Consider the following 16125-nt stretch of genomic DNA (forward strand, 5'->3'; position numbering starts at 1 on the left):
TACATATAATATATATGTTTACTATCTGTGTACTGTACATATATTGTCTATATTTTTTTATATATGCATATGTGTATTCACATACACAGTAGGGAAGACAGCAAACGTGATAAAAAAGAAAAGATACATAATATAATGATGAAAAAAGGGGCAGATTTGATTATAAGAACTATTGACAATATTGCGAAAAATATAGTAAAAGCGACAATACAGAACAAAACTTCAACAGATAAAATAGCACCAAAAATTGAAAAATTTGTATTTAACCTACCTATTAGACCATCTTCATTTGTTAACCAAAAAGCATAAATTTGAATTAAACAATCTGCATTCCCAATTTGAAGCCTTACTTAGTTAAATTTCTTTTATTTTTTATTTTGACTAACAATATGTTTAGTCAGAGTAACGAGAGATTGTATGATTCGATTAAGAAATTAACAGAGCTATCCGAGAATGAACTACTAGACACGGCAGAAAGGTTGAACTATTCAAAAATTGCGAGCAGTATGGCAGACGAAACTAAAAATGACACTCTTATACTAAATACTAATCGAGGATTAAGTTATATTCATTTAATAAATGGTGATTATGAAATATTCAAAGATATTAGTCTAGATAATCTAAAACTCTCTAAGAAACTTAACGATTCAAGTGCAATAGCATATATAAACAAAAACCTAGGTTGGTATTATTATCAAATTGATGATGATAATGCTACATCGTACAGGTACCTTATAGAGGCCTTTGATTTTTTCAATCGTAATGGAATTCTAAATGAAAAAGCGGAAGTTCTTTATAGTATCGCAGTAATTCAAGATAATGAAAAAGATTATTTGGGGAGTGAACAAAATGCAATCGAAGCATTAAGGTTGTTAAATGTTCTAAAAGTTGACGACAAAAGTAATGATAAGTATCTGCTGTTAAATTTACTTGGTAGTGTTTCTTATAAGCTTGATAATTATGATAAGTCAATAGAGTATCATAATCGGGCATTAGAATTAACTAAGAGAATTAATTATGGGAATGATTTATATTTAGAAACCTTAAATAATTTATCATTACCATATAGAGCAAAAGGTGATTATGAAAAAGCTTTGAATATCTATAATGAACTTATTAATGATCCTACTCTCAAAAAAACTGATATTGTCTTTTATGCTTTGATATTAAATAATTATGCATTTACGAAATTTTTAAAAGGCAAGTATAATTATGAATCCCTAGAAAAGGACTTTTTGAGTGCACTAAAAATTGCTGACAGTATTGACGATCCTTACACGAAATTAGCTTCGTCAATTGATTTGGCAAAATTTTATAAGGCAAATAATAAGTCTGAATCGTCTTTATTTTATGCTAAAGAGAGTTATCGAATTTCAAGTGAAATTCCAATAAACGAGTTATATCTTGAGTCAATGATGCTTCTTTCAAGCTTAACAGAGGGAGAGGAGAGTAATTCTTACTTACGTGAACATATAATTCTTAATGATAGTTTGTTAAAGGTAGAGAGAGCAAATAGGAATAAGTACGCACGAATAAAATATGACACTGATCAAATTGAAGCCGAAAACGAGCAAATTTCAAAAGAGAATTTTTATTTAATTCTGATTTCTCTTGGTTTGCTGTTAACAGCAGTTTTAACTTATATCGTGATTTCACAACGTGCTAAGAACAGAAAACTTAAGCTAGTTCAAGTTCAGCAGAAAGCAAATGAAGACATATACAATCTTATGTTAAGTCAGCAGGATAAAGTCGACGAAGCAAGAACCCAAGAGAAAAAACGTATCTCAGAAGAACTTCACGATGGTGTTTTGGGACGTCTTTTTGGTACACGTTTAAGTCTAGATAGTATCAATTTTAAGGATGGAAAAGACGCTATGATGACCAGAGCCAATTATATTGGTCAGTTAAAAACCATTGAAGAAGATATTCGTAAAATTTCGCATGAATTAAATATGGATTTTGTGTCAGGATCTGGTTTTATGGATATCGTTTCAGAATTAATTGAGACCCAAACTCAGGCTTATGGCTTAGAATCTGACTTTGATTATACCGATGATATAAATTGGGATACAGTTAACAATAAGACTAAAATCAACATTTACAGGGTTATACAAGAATCCATGCAAAATATCTATAAACATGCCAATGCCAAGACTATAAAAATTAGCATTTTTTTAGAAAAAAACGTAATTTGCTTAGACATCATCGATGATGGAGAGGGATTTGACACATCAAAGAGCAAGAAAGGAATTGGTTTGAAAAACATGACGTCTCGTGTTGAGGATATTAAAGGTAAAATAGACTTTAATTCTCAACAAGGAGAAGGTACACAGATTAATGTTTCTATTCCATACAATAGTCCTTCATAAAAATTTGCTCGTTAATCCGAATGGATTATAATGACAATTGAGAGTCCCGCTGTCCCAAATAATTTAATTAAAGACACGGATGAAACATATTAACATCTTAATGGTAGATGATCACCCAATTATCATTGAAGGTTACCAAAACGTCTTAATGGCAACCAAAGAAGATGATCAAACCTTGCTTATTGATACAGCAAACAATTGTGATACCGCACAGTTAATGATAAATAGAGCGTCCAAAGCAACTCCCTATGATGTGTGTTTTTTCGATATTAGTTTACCCGCTTCTGAAGATGGTAAATATGCCTCAGGTGAAGATTTAGCACTATTAGCAAAACGCGTTCTTCCAGATGCCAAGATTATAATCCTAACCATGTTTAATGAATCGTTTAGAATTCATAACATTATTAAAGAGATAAATCCAGATGGGTTTTTAATAAAAAGTGATTTAACCTCTATGGAATTGGCAGATGCTTTTCAGCAAATCCTCAAATACCCTCCTTACTATAGTAGTACAGTAAGTAATTATGTTAAGAAAACAATTACTAGCGAAATCTATGTCGATGATATAAATCGAAAAATTCTTCATCTGTTGTCTCAAGGCATAAAGACGAAAAGTTTAAGTGAGTATATTCCTTTATCTACAAGTGCCATCGAAAAAAGAAAAAAACAGCTTAAATTGTTATTTTCAGTTGTAGATGGAAAAGACGAAACTTTACTTCAAGAAGCACGAGTAAAAGGGTATTTGTAAGAAAATATAGAAAAAAAGTTGTTTTGGTTTAACACAAAAATCAGCTCAAATCCTTTATTATAATTGAAAATTACGGTTTTACCACAATAAGTTTGAGGTTTTACCGCAGCAAAATTATGTATGGCTAATATATATTTACGCCGAGTCAACAAGAATTAATTAATCCCTCTTAGTAATTGTTGAGTTAATAGCAAGAAAATTAAACCTAGTTCTACACGTAAGGACTAGGTTTTTTCTTAGAACCAATTGGCGTTGTGTTCTGATAGCTTCACAATAAAAAAGCCTAAATAAATTATAGCAACAATAAATTTTAAAAAGGTCGATGCTATAAAACCTAAAAATGATCCTAATGCTGCCTTCAAGGCTTTTTTTATATCGTTTCTATGAACCATTTCTCCAACTAGAGCGCCTATAAACGGACCAACAATAATACCAAAAGGAATAGGAGCAATGAGGCCAATAAAAAGTCCTATTGTGGTGCCAATGATTCCAGCTTTACTTCCTCCAAATCGTTTTGTACCTATAGCTGGTATAATATAATCTAGTACATAGATAAATATGGCCACCATTAGCGTAAGAATTAAAAAGGTATTACTTAGATCAACACCATCCGTAAAATGAAGCACTAAAAGTCCAGCCCAACTGGTTAAAGGGCCTGGAAGAACTGGTAAAAAACTACCTAACAAACCAAGCAGCATCAACAATAGCGATAAAATCACCAAGAATAATTCCATAAATTAAATTTATTGGTATGACGCAGGTAATAGCGTTTTGTTACAATTTTTAACTAAAAACTTAGTTTAAACTAAAATATTAGTTATATTTGATTGGTTACACAACTAAAAACTTAGTTTAATGAAACAACTTACTAAAGCAGAGGAAGAAATTATGCAGGCGCTTTGGCTGCTAGAAAAGGCCAATGTTAAATCTATAATAGAGCTATTACCAGAACCCAAGCCTGCTTATAACACGGTGTCTACAATTGTAAGAATCTTAGAGTCTAAAGGATTTGTAGATTATGAAAAGCAGGGCAAAGGACATTTGTATTTTCCAATTGTAAAAAAAGAAGCTTACAGTAATCAGTCTATAAATAAATTAGTTGATAATTATTTTCAAGGGTCCTTTAAAAGTATGGTCTCATTTTTTGTTGAAAAAAATGATGTAGATGTTAAGGATATTGAAACGTTATTAAATGAAATCAATAAAAATAACTAGATATGCTTTATACAATATTTCAAATTATTGCGTTTCAGGCTATATTTTTATTGGTTTATGACCTCTTACTTAGAAAAGAGACTTTTTTTAACTATAACAGAGCATATTTACTAAGCACATCAATAATTTCGTTAGTACTGCCATTTATTAGATTTCCCAAACTACGAGAAGTTACAACCAAGGATTTGGTTATTCAATTACCTGAAGTCTTCATAGGTGAACCCTTAATTACGCAACAAGACATCGTAGTGGTCGAACAATCAGGTATTATACTAGAACAGCTATCAATACCATTATGGCAAATTATTGCAATTGCTGGTATTGGGATAGCCACGTTGATTTTTATTTCAAAAATATTAAAAATATTTTGGTTAAAATTTAAGAATCCTAAGCAATGGGAAGGTAATATTCTTGTTGTAGAACTAAGTAATAGCACAGCAGCCTTTTCTTTCTTTAGAATCATTTTCTTAGGTGAACAGATTTCAACTTCCCAAAAAAATGCAATCTATAAACATGAGATGGTACACGTTAAACAGTGGCATAGTTTAGATTTACTCTTCTTCGAGATATTACGTATTGTATTATGGTTCAATCCATTGGTATATATATACCAAATAAGAATAAAGGAACTTCACGAATTCATTGCTGATGCCAAAGCGGTAAAACAGAATGGTAAGAAGGCCTATTATCAGAGTTTACTCAATCAAATTTTCAACGTTAATAGTATCTCATTTACAAATACGTTTTATAAAAAATCATTAATCAAAAAACGAATCGCTATGTTACAAAAATCAAAATCAAGTCAAATTAGGACACTTAAGTATGCGCTACTATTACCATTGATATTCGGAATGGTTATTTATACCTCTACTGAAGTCATGGCACAACAGAGCTCTAGTAAAACTCTGAATGTTCAACAAGAACAAAATGAAGAACCAATAATAAAGGAGTATTATAATGAATTAATTGCCATGGAGAAAAGCGGAAGTTCGTTTCTTGAAATAGCAAGATCAGTAGGAATGGATGGTAAAAGTGATGATGTGTATGTGATTTCTAAAGAAGTGTATTACAAATCAATTGCTTATATGCGTTATATAGGTGAGAAAATGGAGGAGCGCACATCTGAAAAAGGTGAATTGACAGATGAGATAATTGATATAGCCCATAAAATGAAACTAATGTCTTCCTATGCTGAGCATAGAGATTGGTTAAAATCAGATGAAGCCAAGGATCGCTGGGAGGTCAATGCCAGTGAAGGTGAATTGAGACTGGTAGTAAATGATATGGATAATAAGACTAATGCTGAACAAATACGTTTTGATGCGCTATTAAACCAGCTAAATGCTGATAATAATTTCCACAAGCTAGTGGTTTGCGAGGCTGTGGGAGGATCTAAAATTGTTCTTTATGACTCTAATACTTATGAAAGTGAAAATAAGCAAATAAAAGTCGAAGATATTGTTGAAGTACCGTTCAATGTTATCGAAAGTGTTCCTACACTACCCGAATGTGAGACACTCAAGACCAATGAAGAGCGCAAGCAATGCATGAGTCAATTTGTTTCAAAGCACGTTGCTAAAAATTTCAATACTGATATAGCCGATTCACTTGGGATTAAAGGTAAGCAACGTATATTTGCACAATTCAAAATTGATAAAGAAGGACAGGTTATAGGTATAAAGACCCGAGCGTCGCATGAAGTTCTTGAGAAGGAAGCATATAGAGTCATTAATATGTTACCACACTTTACAGCTGGTACGCAAAAAGGGAAAAAGGTAGTAGTACAATACGCTTTACCCATTGTATTTCAAATTGCAGAAAGTGAATCTTCTCGCACAAGTACTCCAAATTATAAAAGATTTGTAGAAGATCTTAAGAAAAAAGACAGTCTAGAAATAGAAGAGACCGCTGCTTCAGTTATTGAAAAATTTCCAATTCATCCTGATTGTGAGGCTTTGGTTAGTAATGAAGACCGTAAAAAGTGCACTGTAAGTGCGGTTAATGTATTTTTGGCTAGGAACTTTAACACGAAAATGGCGGAAGCTCTAGATTTACCTGCTGGGAAACAGCGTATTTTTGTAAATTTTGAAATAGATAAACGAGGTAAGATAAAAGACCTTAAGGCAAGGGCAACACATAAAAAGCTAGAAGAAGAAGCACTACGTGTTATTAAATTATTACCCGATTTTATTCCTGGTGAAAATAATGGAGAAAAGGTAGATGTGCCATTAAGTATACCCATTGTATTTATGATAGCGGAGGATAAAAAGAGCAATGATTAAATGAAACGTTACCTATTATCTGTCTTTATTATAGTAGTTGTAGAACTGGTTTATGGACAAACTGGCATTCAACAAGCTGATGAATACTATGCTCTTGGCGCCTATTCTAAAGCCATTAAGACTTATAAAACATTAGAAAATGAAGAGGGTATTTATGCCAAGATTGCCAAGGCTTATATAGCGCTCGGAAATTACGGTGAAGGTTTAAAATATTATGAGCAAGCAATCGCATTAGAGCCCAATAATCTAAAGGTTCGATACGACTATGCAAAGCTTTTGATGCGGACAAAAAAATTTGAAATCGCGAAAAATGAATTAATAGGTCTTATTTTAAATGATAGTCTAAATCCAAATTTGCATTACGAACTAGGTATTGTTCTTGAAAAACAACATGATACCTTATCCATAAACAGCTTTAAAAAAGCATATGAGATTGATGATTCTCACCAAAAGGCCATTTTTAAAATTGCCAAACGGCATATTTTTAAAAGACGATTTGAGCAAGCTCATGCTCTAATTGATAAAGGCTTACAGAATTATTCTGAAAGTATTGAGCTCATAAGTTTAAAGGCGCAGGCTTATTATTTTCAGGAGTATTATACACATGCTGTTGTTTGGTTTAATAAGCTAATAGACTTAGGGGAAGCATAAGAGTTTATTCATGAAAAGCTAAGTCTTAGTTATGCTCAGAATTCGGATTATGAAGATGCCATCTTTCACCGAAAAAAGGCGCTTAATTATAATCCCTATAATGCCAATGCCATGTTTGTTATTGGGACGTATTATGAACGACTTGGCAATTATGAGATGGCAGAAGATTTTATTTCTAAGTCGCTAACACTTCGTGATGTTTCCCTATCGGACGAATACCAGCGCTTGGGTACTGTCTTGAATAGACAGAAAAAGTACGATGAAGCCATAAAAGCATTTCAACAATCTTTAAAAGAGGATTCTAAAAATATGATATCTGAGTTTTATTTAATAAGAACTAAGGATGAATATTATGCCGATATCGATACAAAAATTAAACTCTATGAAGATTATCTTAAGAAGCATGAGAAAAGTCCCTTTGGTTTGTATGCTGAGGAGCGCTTAAGACAACTCAAGGAAGAAAAATTTAAGGAAGAAGACTAAAATCTAAAAATATTGTACTTTTCGGTTTTAGAATTTTCATAATGAATCGAATAGCTGTTTTTATTATACTTTTGTCGCTTACATCTTGCAGTTATTTTGAAAAGCAAAAGGTTAATCCAGAAGACTTGTTAGAGGAAGAATTGCAGACGTTTAATTGGAATGATGTGGATACTTATCCAACCTTTGATGATTGCTCTTCAGTTTCAGGAAAAATAGAAAGTCGAGCGTGTTTTCAGGACAACCTGTTAGCTCATGTTAATACCTTTTTGAGTAATCAAAATATTGTTGTTTCAGAAGATATTAATGATACGATTCGCTTAAAATTAATAATAGATAAGGAAGGAACCTTAGTAATAGAGCAAATGAAAATTAAACCAGAAACCGTCATTCAAATTCCTGAAATTGATAGTTTATTACATGAGAGTTTAAAAGGTATTCCGAAAATTTATCCAGCAATAAAGCGAGGGCAGCAAGTGACAACAGCCTTTGAGTTGCCAATTATAGTAAAGATAAACTAGAATCGAATGGCTAATTTTTGCATTAGCCTCAGAACTTCTACATACAGCCAAATAAGTGTTGCCAAGAGTCCCCAAGTAGCTAACCACTCTTTGTGTTTAGGAGCCTTGTTTTTGTAACGCTCTATGTAATCAAAATCTAAAAGTAGCGCAAAGGAAGCTACAATAGCTGCGACAATATTAAAACCAATTGCAAACCAAGATGTTCCCCAGATGTAAGGTTTAATTCCAAAAAAGCTAAGGATCCATGAAATCAGGTAAGTGAGTATTATGCTTACAGTCGCTGTAATGATGACACTTCGTAATTTTTTAGTAACCACAATGATTCTAAGCTGATAAAGCATTAACATGACAAAGAACGTTACAATAGTTACACCTATAGCCTGATAAGGCAGTTCTGGGAAATTTTGATGCGCATAAGCAGAAAATCCTCCTAAAAACAAGCCTTTTGCAATGACATATAGTGGCACCAAAACATGCGCCCATTGTTGTCTAACAGAAATTATTATACTAATTTCGATAGCACCCAACATGCCTCCAAGGCTAAACCATCGTAGAGACATACTTGCTTCATTTAGCTTCCATAAGTATGCCGTAATACCAGCAATAACTAAAATACTAATAATAGATTTCAGGAAAATTCCGGTGACTGTCATTTTCTTAGAAGCAGACTTACCATCTTCCCAGAAGTATCCGTTAAAGACAGGATTAGAGGTTTTAAAGTTTCTTAAACTCACTTATAAATTAAATTTATAACCTATCGCAATATCAGTAGAAAAATTACCTTGATTATCTAATAGAACCGCAAATAGTTCACCATAAATTATAGTCAAAAAACTATGGTCTCCAATTTTAATGTCAGAACCAATTCCAAAGATGAGTGGAATGTCGAATGAAGTGTCACTTTGGTCAATTTCTGTGTTGGATTCGCTTTCAAAAGTAACACTAGAAAAGTTAAGTGTTGCCATTTTTAGTTGCCCATAAATTGAAAATTTTGCCTTGTTGATTATCCTGTACCTATATCCTAACGACAGCTCTGTTGTACTGTATGGGAAATCATCACTCTGAAAAGCATGTCTTAACTGAAAAAAACCAGAGTGTCTTGGTAAATTGGTAGTTTCATAAATTTCCAATTCAGCACCAATTAGTAGGTTCTTATTATTGTCTGTGTTTCCAACAAAAGGATTATTAGTAATTCCGGCCGAAAATCCAAGTCTAAATTGAACACCGCTTTCTGTTGTTGAAAATGACGTGTAATTTGAATCTTTACTTGTATTATAGGCGTCAATAAAGTTTCTTAGACTATATAAGGTTAGTTTAACCTTGTCTGTAGATAATCCACCTGTAGCTTCTTGTAAGACCGTTTTATATTCTTCTTGATATTTATTATCTGAACCCTTGGTGTTTTTGAGTTCAGTAATGCTCCCGTCCGATTTTTTTATAAAATATCTATAATTACCATCGATGATATTCCACAGTAAATCGAGTGATCCATTTAACTCGGTTTTCAGCTCTAGGGTTTCGCCATTTATTGCGTAGATTTCTTGGCTATAATTAAAGTGAAACACCAAACAAAGGCATAAGGTTATAATTAGTTTTTTCATTGTTTTTATTGATTTGGTATGAGTAAAGCTACCAAAAATATCTGAAGTTTCTATTTCTTAAATCCTCTGTCTTTCCACTCAAAAGAATTAAAAAAGGAAAGTAAGACAACGGCCACACTAAATAGAGGATATAAAATACTCGAGGATAAAAAAGATAACAGAACAGATTCTTGTTTAAAAAATCGAGAAGTTTTAAAAAGTAATAAGAAATCAACACCAAATTTTATAACTAAAAGGGCAACAGCAGTCCTCACATTCAATATCTGAAATAACATTAATAAGAACATAAGAATACAAGCAAAATTCCCTAAAAATACAATTAGTCCAAGGAATTTTGAAAACCAATTTGGGTTGTGACTAGTTTTAGAGGCCCATCGTAGGCGTTGCTGAATTAAGGATTCAAAATTGCATACAGGTTTGGTAGTTACAGTTGCCAAATCGGATTTTAAATAGGAAACCTCTTTGATGTTTAATTTCTTAAATTTTTCAAGTAAGAATATATCATCACCACTGGCAATATTTTCATTGCCAGTAAAACCATTAATTTCTAAAAATACACAACGTTTATATCCAAAGTTTGCTCCATTTGCTAAAAAGGGTTCTTTTATTCCAAAACCTCCAATAGTGGCGCCTTGTAGACTTAAAAAATCTAAGGTTTGAAACCGATCTAAGAAGGTATTAGGATTTTGATAACGCACTGGTGCAACTATACAAATCGGATTGTTGCTTTGTATAAATTCATCAAAAGCATCCAACCAATATTTGGGTAAAACACAATCAGCATCTGTAGTAATAATCCAGTCGTATTTCGCTTTTTTAATTGCTGAAGAAATGGCATCTTTCTTTGGTGAATTAGTACGCCTTAAATTATCAATAACTGTTATGCTAGCAGAATTTTTAAGATTGGACTTTGGAATAAATGTGTTAATTATTTCAATGGAATTATCTTGAGATTCATCATTGACTAAAATAATTTCAAAATGTGTTATTGGATAATTTAATCTATATATTGAACTTAAGAGTTCCCGAAGATTTTCAGCTTCATTTCTAAATGGAATAATAACTGTAAACTTATTTTTAGATTGTAAATCACGTAGGTTAAAATCCTTGACTTTATCAAATCCAATAACCAATACTGCAATAGTAAAAAGATAAAAAACAATTATGATGATAAGGCTAGTTGCAATCATGTTGAGGTTTTGGGTAGCTTAAATTTTAGGACATAGTAACTTCCTAAAATGCTAGGAATAGTAAAATTGAGTATCCACATCAAGGTTATAATGGATAGAATTCGTAACTCATCAATATTTGCATAGCTAAATACAAAAACCGCAACACTTCCTTTAACAATAACATCGAAAATTGAAATGGTAGGAATAATAGAAGCTAAGAAATACATACTTGTAATTAGGACCATAGCATCTAAATAGTTTAATTCAATCTGAAATATGGTCATAAGAAAAAAGAACTGAAACGAAAACGTAAGGAAACGCAAAAGTGATAATAAAATAGTCTTAAGATGAATTATTAGCGCAATCTCTTTTGTATGATTTAAAACATTTTGAAGTGTATATCCCTTAATTCTAAAATGTCTATGGCCTAATCCGAATAGGATTAAACAAACTACAATGACTACTATTCCTAGAAATCGAGCTATCCGATAATAATCAACCGAAACATCATATCTATTTATAAATACTATTAAACCAGCACATCCTAAGAGGGTTGTTACTCCCATCTGTCCAAGGTTACCCAATAAATTTAGAAATAGTATGCGCTTTCTAAGCGGTTTCTCAAAGTACATGGCTTTGGCGCCATAATCTCCTATACGGTTAGGAGTTATAATTGAAGCTGTTAATCCTCCTAAGGTTTGTTCAAGAGAATTTTGTAGAGTGATTCTTTTGATAGCGCTTACCAAATTTTGCCATTTCACTATTTCACAAAACCAATTGAAACTGCTTAAAATGAGTAAAAAACATATAATTTTTGCTGAAAAACGGTCGTTTTTGGTCGAAAAATCCCAAAATTCACTAAAACTTAACTCTTTGTTTTCTGTTAGTTTGGTATATATAAAGTAAAATGCGCCAACAACAATACTTAACTTAATAAGTACAAAGAAGAATTGTTTAGTTTTGTAAGGTAAGCGCAACAGCATTTTACAAATTAAATCAAAAACGCTCAGATGAAGCTCCAATTAAGACATAACCTTATTCTTTTGAGTTTTATTTTTTTTGGTCTGTATGCACAGGCTCAGTTTAAAGCTACTAGCAAATGGAAAGCTCTTATTGCATTAGGGTTTAATTATCCTACAACAGATGGTTTTGTAGAAGGAACCTATGCACAGGCAATAAATTTTCCAACTGTAAATCTAGGGCTGCAACACATGTTTAAACGTACTATTGGTGTAAAACTTGATTATGGTTTTAATAGGTTTAAACTTGAAGAAATATCTCCAGAAGTAAAGATGAATTACTCAAGAATTAACGTCCAGTTTGTTTTTGATCCAACGGAATATCTTGGGTTTCTGCCACCACGATTACGTACCATCCTACATGGTGGTCCTGGGTTTTCTTTTGTGAAACCGTTGGGAAATTTGGGTGAAAATAAACAATCCTATTTAAATGTTTTAGGTGGTTTAGAAGTACATTATGCTGTAAGCGAAAAGGTTTCTGTGTATGTTGATACGGCATATATATATGGCTTTACATCATTAAATGATTACGATCCAGTTTTGAGTGGTTTAGGAGCATTTAATGGTAACGTATTTAATGTTACATTAGGACTTGCCGTTTCTTTGAGCGGTTGTCAATACTGCGATTAAATTATGAGTAAAGAAAAAGTAATATTGGGTATTGATCCTGGCACTACTATTATGGGATTTGGTCTTATAAAAGTTGTCGGCAAGACAATGTCTTTTATGCAATTAAACGAATTGCATCTCAAAAAATATAACGATCATTACTTAAAGCTAAAGCTCATTTTTGAACGTACGGTAGAATTAATCGACACCTATCATCCGGATGAAATAGCCATTGAAGCTCCTTTCTTTGGTAAGAATGTGCAAAGTATGTTAAAACTAGGTCGTGCTCAGGGTGTTGCTATGGCAGCAGGTTTATCGCGAGAAGTGCCTATTACCGAATATTCTCCTAAGAAAATTAAAATGGCAATAACAGGAAATGGCAACGCTAGCAAAGAACAGGTCGCAAAAATGTTACAGAGCTTATTGCAGTTAAAATCGCTACCTAAAAATTTGGATTCTACCGATGGACTTGCGGCAGCAGTATGTCACTTTTACAACCAAGGAAGAGTGGAAGTGGGCAAGAGCTATTCGGGTTGGTCTGCTTTTGTAAAGCAGAATGAGGATCGTGTAAAGAAATAAATTTTTTGAGGTTAATTAAATGGCAGGCATCTATATCCATATTCCTTTTTGCAAGCAAGCGTGTCATTATTGCGATTTTCATTTTTCGACTTCGTTGAAAAAGAAGGACGAACTTATTCAAGCTTTAATAACCGAGTTAGAACTTCGTAAAGAGGAATTTAAAAGCACTGAAGTTGAAACCATATATTTTGGTGGCGGCACTCCAAGTTTATTAACTAATAATGAGTTGCAATCCATTATTGATGCAGTGTATTTTAATTATTCGGTTATGGCGCATCCAGAAATTACTTTAGAGGCTAATCCTGATGATTTGTCTTATAATAGAATAGAAGCCTTAACCGATACTCCAATAAATCGACTAAGTATTGGTATACAGTCTTTTTTTGAGACCGATTTAAAATTAATGAATCGCGCTCACAATGCCCAGGAAGCCAAAGCTTGTTTAGAAATAGCTGTGGAGCACTTTGATAATATTTCACTCGATTTAATTTATGGAATTCCAGGAGCATCGAATCAGCAATGGATAAAAAATATTGAGATGGCCTTAAGTTTTGGAGTGCCACATATATCGAGCTACGCATTGACTGTTGAACCTAAAACAGCCTTAGCCTCCTTTATTGAAAAAGGGATTATTGAGAATGTAGATGACGAACAAGCTCATGAGCAATTTCACATTTTAAAAGAACAATTGGAAGACGCAGGATTTATTCATTATGAATTATCAAATTTTGGCAAAGTAGGATACTTTAGTAAGAATAATTCGGCATATTGGCAAGGCAAGTCCTATATAGGAATTGGTCCTTCTGCGCATTCATTTAATGGTAAGCAACGCGGTTGGAATGTTAGAAATAACTCAAAGTACATAAAGGCTATTTTAAATGGTGACTTACCTATGGAAATAGAACATCTTACTAAAATAGATCAATACAACGAGTATATTATGACAGGTCTACGTACCATTTGGGGAGTTTCCTTAGATAAGGTTGAGAAAGATTTTGGATCCATATTAAGAGACTACCTAATTGAGCAAGCTAATGTTTTTATAAATCAGCATTTGTTGTATATTGATGGTGAGCATTTAAGAGTAACTAAAAAAGGTCAATTCTTAAGTGATGGTATAGCAAGCGAACTATTTAAACTTAATTTATCTTGATAGCAACCATACAATACAATTCTAAGAAATTAAAAGTTGATTTAGAAAAACCCTTAGATATTTCGATTCCTGTAAAAGGATCAGGGACTAATGTAAATGCTTGGTATATTGGACCACCAAAAATAGAAGCCGAAGTTTTTGATGGTGATACCATTAGTGTAAAAAAAGGGGCGTCAGTCAATTTCAATACGATTACGTTTAATCCACATTCACACGGTACCCATACCGAAATGGCAGGGCATATTACAGAAGAAGTACATTCTATAAATAAACATCTAAAGCAATTTTTCTTTTTAGCCGAGGTCATTACTGTGGCGCCAGAAAAGCTAGGCGAAGATTCAGTTATATCAGCTAAACAATTACAGTTCGCTATTGGGAATAAAAAACGAGATGCGATTGTTGTGCGTACAATTCCCAATACTAGTGATAAGAAAACAAAACAATATTCTCATACAAATTGGACCTATTTTCAAGAAGAAGCTATAAAGCTTTTGGTTCGCAAAGGGGTGCGCCATTTATTGGTAGACTTGCCAAGTGTAGACCGAGAAGAAGATGGAGGGGAATTAAGAGGACATAAAGCCTTTTGGAATTATCATGGTCAATTAAGAAAAGACGCAACCATTACGGAATTTATTTACGTGTCTAATGAAATAGACGATGGGATGTATTTGCTTAATATACAGATAGCCCCTTTTGAAAATGATGCCACCCCAAGTAAACCAATTTTGTACAAAGTGATGAATTAATAGGCAGTGACAAATAGTAATAGGTAAGTTCTTATTTATAGATATGGAAACATTTTTTATCATAATTATAAGCATTTTAGTAACCTTAGGGTTAGTGACATTGTATAAGCAATGGAAGACAAAACAAACCACAAATGCACAATCTATCATTCTCTTAGATAAAATAAAGCGTGTTTGTAAATTTATAACTGTTGAAGGTGATTTTGCTGAGATCTATCATTATGAAGATGTTAAAGAAAAGTTTCTAAAGTTAATTTCTAGTAAGAAAAAAGCACTTGTTGTAATTAATGCTAAAGCCCATGTTGGTTTTGATCTAAGTAAAGTACAAATGCGCTCTAACCCAAAAACCAAGACTGTAGTCTTATCGCATTTTCCACAGCCAGAAGTATTGTCTATAGAAAGTGATATTAACTATTACGATAAAAAAGATGGCATGTTTAACAAATTCGATGCGTCAGATTTAACTGAGTTACATACCCAAGCCAAAACTCACATAAAAGATAAAATTCCAGAAAGTGGTTTGTATAATGTTGCTCGACTTGAAGCTTTAGAGGCTATTCAGCTAATTGAGAATTTAGTCGAGACCATTGGTTGGACCCTAGATTATTCTGCCTTAAAAATTGAGGATGGCGAGAAAAAGCTTTTGGAATAAACATTGAGGACTACAGAACCCATTAAACTGTAAATGAGTACTTTAAATTTAATAAAGATGTATTCGTTTTTAAAGTGGTGTGTCATATATTATTTGCCTTAGCATGCTGATCTATATGGTAAGATGGTGAAGGGTTTTTAAACCTAAAATGCAATCCAGAATACGTTTAAGAATTGAGAGCAAATTATAAGGAAGGAATATTGGCTGCCATATACATAAATGCCTTTGGAATAGCATTAAGATTTACAAAACAGGCCTCTCTTTTCAAATGATAGGAAAACCGATAGTTTATTCCTATGAGTTGGTATAAGGGTCAATCCAAATGGAA

At 32.7% G+C, this 16125-nt stretch carries 18 protein-coding genes; 13 read left to right on the plus strand and 5 right to left on the minus strand.

Annotation, left to right across the window (positions count from 1 at the left end):
• Nucleotides 1–69: 69 nt before the first annotated feature.
• The 3 genes from HRU49_RS03420 to HRU49_RS03430 all read left to right on the plus strand — a co-directional run bounded on the left by HRU49_RS03420 (nt 70) and on the right by HRU49_RS03430 (nt 3117).
• Nucleotides 70–309, plus strand: coding sequence for a hypothetical protein (locus HRU49_RS03420; protein ID WP_296354188.1), 240 nt, complete (start codon nt 70–72; stop codon nt 307–309).
• Nucleotides 310–506: 197 nt separating this feature from the next.
• Nucleotides 507–2369, plus strand: a complete 1863-nt coding sequence (locus HRU49_RS03425; RefSeq protein WP_296354190.1) for a tetratricopeptide repeat-containing sensor histidine kinase — start codon at nt 507–509, stop codon at nt 2367–2369.
• 79 nt (nt 2370–2448) lie between these two features.
• Complete coding sequence (locus tag HRU49_RS03430) at nt 2449–3117, plus strand: response regulator (protein ID WP_296354192.1); 669 nt, start codon at nt 2449–2451, stop codon at nt 3115–3117.
• 236 nt (nt 3118–3353) lie between these two features.
• Here HRU49_RS03430 and HRU49_RS03435 read toward each other — a convergent pair whose 3' ends face one another.
• Entirely contained in the window at nt 3354–3851 is a 498-nt protein-coding gene (locus tag HRU49_RS03435; RefSeq protein ID WP_296354194.1) for a DUF456 domain-containing protein, read from the minus strand.
• Nucleotides 3852–3972: 121 nt separating this feature from the next.
• Between HRU49_RS03435 and HRU49_RS03440 the strand changes: the two genes are divergently transcribed.
• From HRU49_RS03440 to HRU49_RS03460, 5 genes are read left to right on the plus strand one after another with little or no spacing between them, the layout of a single operon-like run.
• Nucleotides 3973–4332, plus strand: a complete 360-nt coding sequence (locus HRU49_RS03440; protein ID WP_296354195.1) for a BlaI/MecI/CopY family transcriptional regulator — start codon at nt 3973–3975, stop codon at nt 4330–4332.
• A gap of 2 nt (nt 4333–4334) precedes the next feature.
• The gene (locus HRU49_RS03445) at nt 4335–6614 is read left to right on the plus strand and encodes a M56 family metallopeptidase (protein ID WP_296354197.1); all 2280 of its coding nucleotides are present in this window, start codon (nt 4335–4337) and stop codon (nt 6612–6614) included.
• Complete coding sequence (locus HRU49_RS03450) at nt 6615–7265, plus strand: tetratricopeptide repeat protein (RefSeq protein ID WP_296354199.1); 651 nt, start codon at nt 6615–6617, stop codon at nt 7263–7265.
• A 6-nt stretch (nt 7266–7271) separates the two neighbouring features.
• Nucleotides 7272–7748, plus strand: a complete 477-nt coding sequence (locus HRU49_RS03455) for a CDC27 family protein (RefSeq protein WP_296354258.1) — start codon at nt 7272–7274, stop codon at nt 7746–7748.
• A 41-nt stretch (nt 7749–7789) separates the two neighbouring features.
• Complete coding sequence (locus HRU49_RS03460) at nt 7790–8266, plus strand: hypothetical protein (RefSeq protein WP_296354201.1); 477 nt, start codon at nt 7790–7792, stop codon at nt 8264–8266.
• Here HRU49_RS03460 and HRU49_RS03465 read toward each other — a convergent pair.
• The 4 genes from HRU49_RS03465 to HRU49_RS03480 are packed head-to-tail and all read right to left on the minus strand — an operon-like array spanning nt 8263 to nt 12022.
• Nucleotides 8263–9000, minus strand: a complete 738-nt coding sequence (locus HRU49_RS03465) for a Bax inhibitor-1/YccA family protein (RefSeq protein ID WP_296354203.1) — start codon at nt 8998–9000, stop codon at nt 8263–8265. The two genes, HRU49_RS03460 and HRU49_RS03465, sit on opposite strands and share 4 nt — an antisense overlap.
• The gene (locus HRU49_RS03470) at nt 9001–9867 is read right to left on the minus strand and encodes a hypothetical protein (RefSeq protein ID WP_296354205.1); all 867 of its coding nucleotides are present in this window, start codon (nt 9865–9867) and stop codon (nt 9001–9003) included.
• A 50-nt stretch (nt 9868–9917) separates the two neighbouring features.
• Nucleotides 9918–11057, minus strand: coding sequence for a glycosyltransferase (locus HRU49_RS03475; protein ID WP_296354207.1), 1140 nt, complete (start codon nt 11055–11057; stop codon nt 9918–9920).
• Nucleotides 11054–12022, minus strand: a complete 969-nt coding sequence (locus HRU49_RS03480; protein ID WP_296354209.1) for a lysylphosphatidylglycerol synthase domain-containing protein — start codon at nt 12020–12022, stop codon at nt 11054–11056. The genes HRU49_RS03475 and HRU49_RS03480 overlap by 4 nt, the downstream gene beginning before the upstream one ends.
• Before the next feature lie 27 nt (nt 12023–12049).
• Between HRU49_RS03480 and HRU49_RS03485 the strand changes: the two genes are divergently transcribed.
• The 5 genes from HRU49_RS03485 to HRU49_RS03505 are packed head-to-tail and all read left to right on the plus strand — an operon-like array spanning nt 12050 to nt 15797.
• Nucleotides 12050–12688, plus strand: a complete 639-nt coding sequence (locus tag HRU49_RS03485; RefSeq protein WP_296354211.1) for a cell envelope biogenesis protein OmpA — start codon at nt 12050–12052, stop codon at nt 12686–12688.
• Between the two features lie 3 nt (nt 12689–12691).
• On the plus strand, nt 12692–13246 hold the full coding sequence (gene ruvC / locus HRU49_RS03490) for a crossover junction endodeoxyribonuclease RuvC (protein WP_296354213.1): 555 nt from the start codon (nt 12692–12694) through the stop codon (nt 13244–13246).
• Nucleotides 13247–13265: 19 nt separating this feature from the next.
• Nucleotides 13266–14399 carry a radical SAM family heme chaperone HemW gene (hemW, locus tag HRU49_RS03495; RefSeq protein WP_296354215.1) on the plus strand — a complete coding sequence of 378 codons (1134 nt, stop codon included), beginning with the start codon at nt 13266–13268 and terminating at the stop codon, nt 14397–14399.
• Nucleotides 14396–15145 carry a cyclase family protein gene (locus HRU49_RS03500; protein WP_296354217.1) on the plus strand — a complete coding sequence of 250 codons (750 nt, stop codon included), beginning with the start codon at nt 14396–14398 and terminating at the stop codon, nt 15143–15145. The genes hemW and HRU49_RS03500 overlap by 4 nt, the downstream gene beginning before the upstream one ends.
• Before the next feature lie 43 nt (nt 15146–15188).
• Nucleotides 15189–15797 carry a DUF4230 domain-containing protein gene (locus HRU49_RS03505; RefSeq protein ID WP_296354218.1) on the plus strand — a complete coding sequence of 203 codons (609 nt, stop codon included), beginning with the start codon at nt 15189–15191 and terminating at the stop codon, nt 15795–15797.
• Nucleotides 15798–16125 lie beyond the last annotated feature (328 nt).

Source organism: Winogradskyella sp. (genome assembly GCF_013213975.1).
In the GTDB taxonomy this organism is placed as follows: Bacteria; Bacteroidota; Bacteroidia; order Flavobacteriales; family Flavobacteriaceae; genus Winogradskyella.

What these genes read in the sequence shown, in the direction of transcription:
- HRU49_RS03505 (WP_296354218.1), top strand. Translation starts at nt 15,189, where the DNA reads ATGGAAACATTTTTTATCATAATTATAAGCATTTTAGTAACCTTAGGG.
- HRU49_RS03420 (WP_296354188.1), top strand. Translation starts at nt 70, where the DNA reads ATGTGTATTCACATACACAGTAGGGAAGACAGCAAACGTGATAAAAAA.
- HRU49_RS03440 (WP_296354195.1), top strand. Translation starts at nt 3,973, where the DNA reads ATGAAACAACTTACTAAAGCAGAGGAAGAAATTATGCAGGCGCTTTGG.
- hemW (WP_296354215.1), top strand. Translation starts at nt 13,266, where the DNA reads ATGGCAGGCATCTATATCCATATTCCTTTTTGCAAGCAAGCGTGTCAT.
- HRU49_RS03445 (WP_296354197.1), top strand. Translation starts at nt 4,335, where the DNA reads ATGCTTTATACAATATTTCAAATTATTGCGTTTCAGGCTATATTTTTA.
- HRU49_RS03485 (WP_296354211.1), top strand. Translation starts at nt 12,050, where the DNA reads ATGAAGCTCCAATTAAGACATAACCTTATTCTTTTGAGTTTTATTTTT.
- HRU49_RS03450 (WP_296354199.1), top strand. Translation starts at nt 6,615, where the DNA reads ATGAAACGTTACCTATTATCTGTCTTTATTATAGTAGTTGTAGAACTG.
- HRU49_RS03425 (WP_296354190.1), top strand. Translation starts at nt 507, where the DNA reads ATGGCAGACGAAACTAAAAATGACACTCTTATACTAAATACTAATCGA.
- HRU49_RS03470 (WP_296354205.1), bottom strand. Translation starts at nt 9,867, where the DNA reads ATGAAAAAACTAATTATAACCTTATGCCTTTGTTTGGTGTTTCACTTT.
- HRU49_RS03435 (WP_296354194.1), bottom strand. Translation starts at nt 3,851, where the DNA reads ATGGAATTATTCTTGGTGATTTTATCGCTATTGTTGATGCTGCTTGGT.
- HRU49_RS03475 (WP_296354207.1), bottom strand. Translation starts at nt 11,057, where the DNA reads ATGATTGCAACTAGCCTTATCATCATAATTGTTTTTTATCTTTTTACT.
- ruvC (WP_296354213.1), top strand. Translation starts at nt 12,692, where the DNA reads ATGAGTAAAGAAAAAGTAATATTGGGTATTGATCCTGGCACTACTATT.
- HRU49_RS03460 (WP_296354201.1), top strand. Translation starts at nt 7,790, where the DNA reads ATGAATCGAATAGCTGTTTTTATTATACTTTTGTCGCTTACATCTTGC.
- HRU49_RS03480 (WP_296354209.1), bottom strand. Translation starts at nt 12,022, where the DNA reads ATGCTGTTGCGCTTACCTTACAAAACTAAACAATTCTTCTTTGTACTT.
- HRU49_RS03430 (WP_296354192.1), top strand. Translation starts at nt 2,449, where the DNA reads ATGAAACATATTAACATCTTAATGGTAGATGATCACCCAATTATCATT.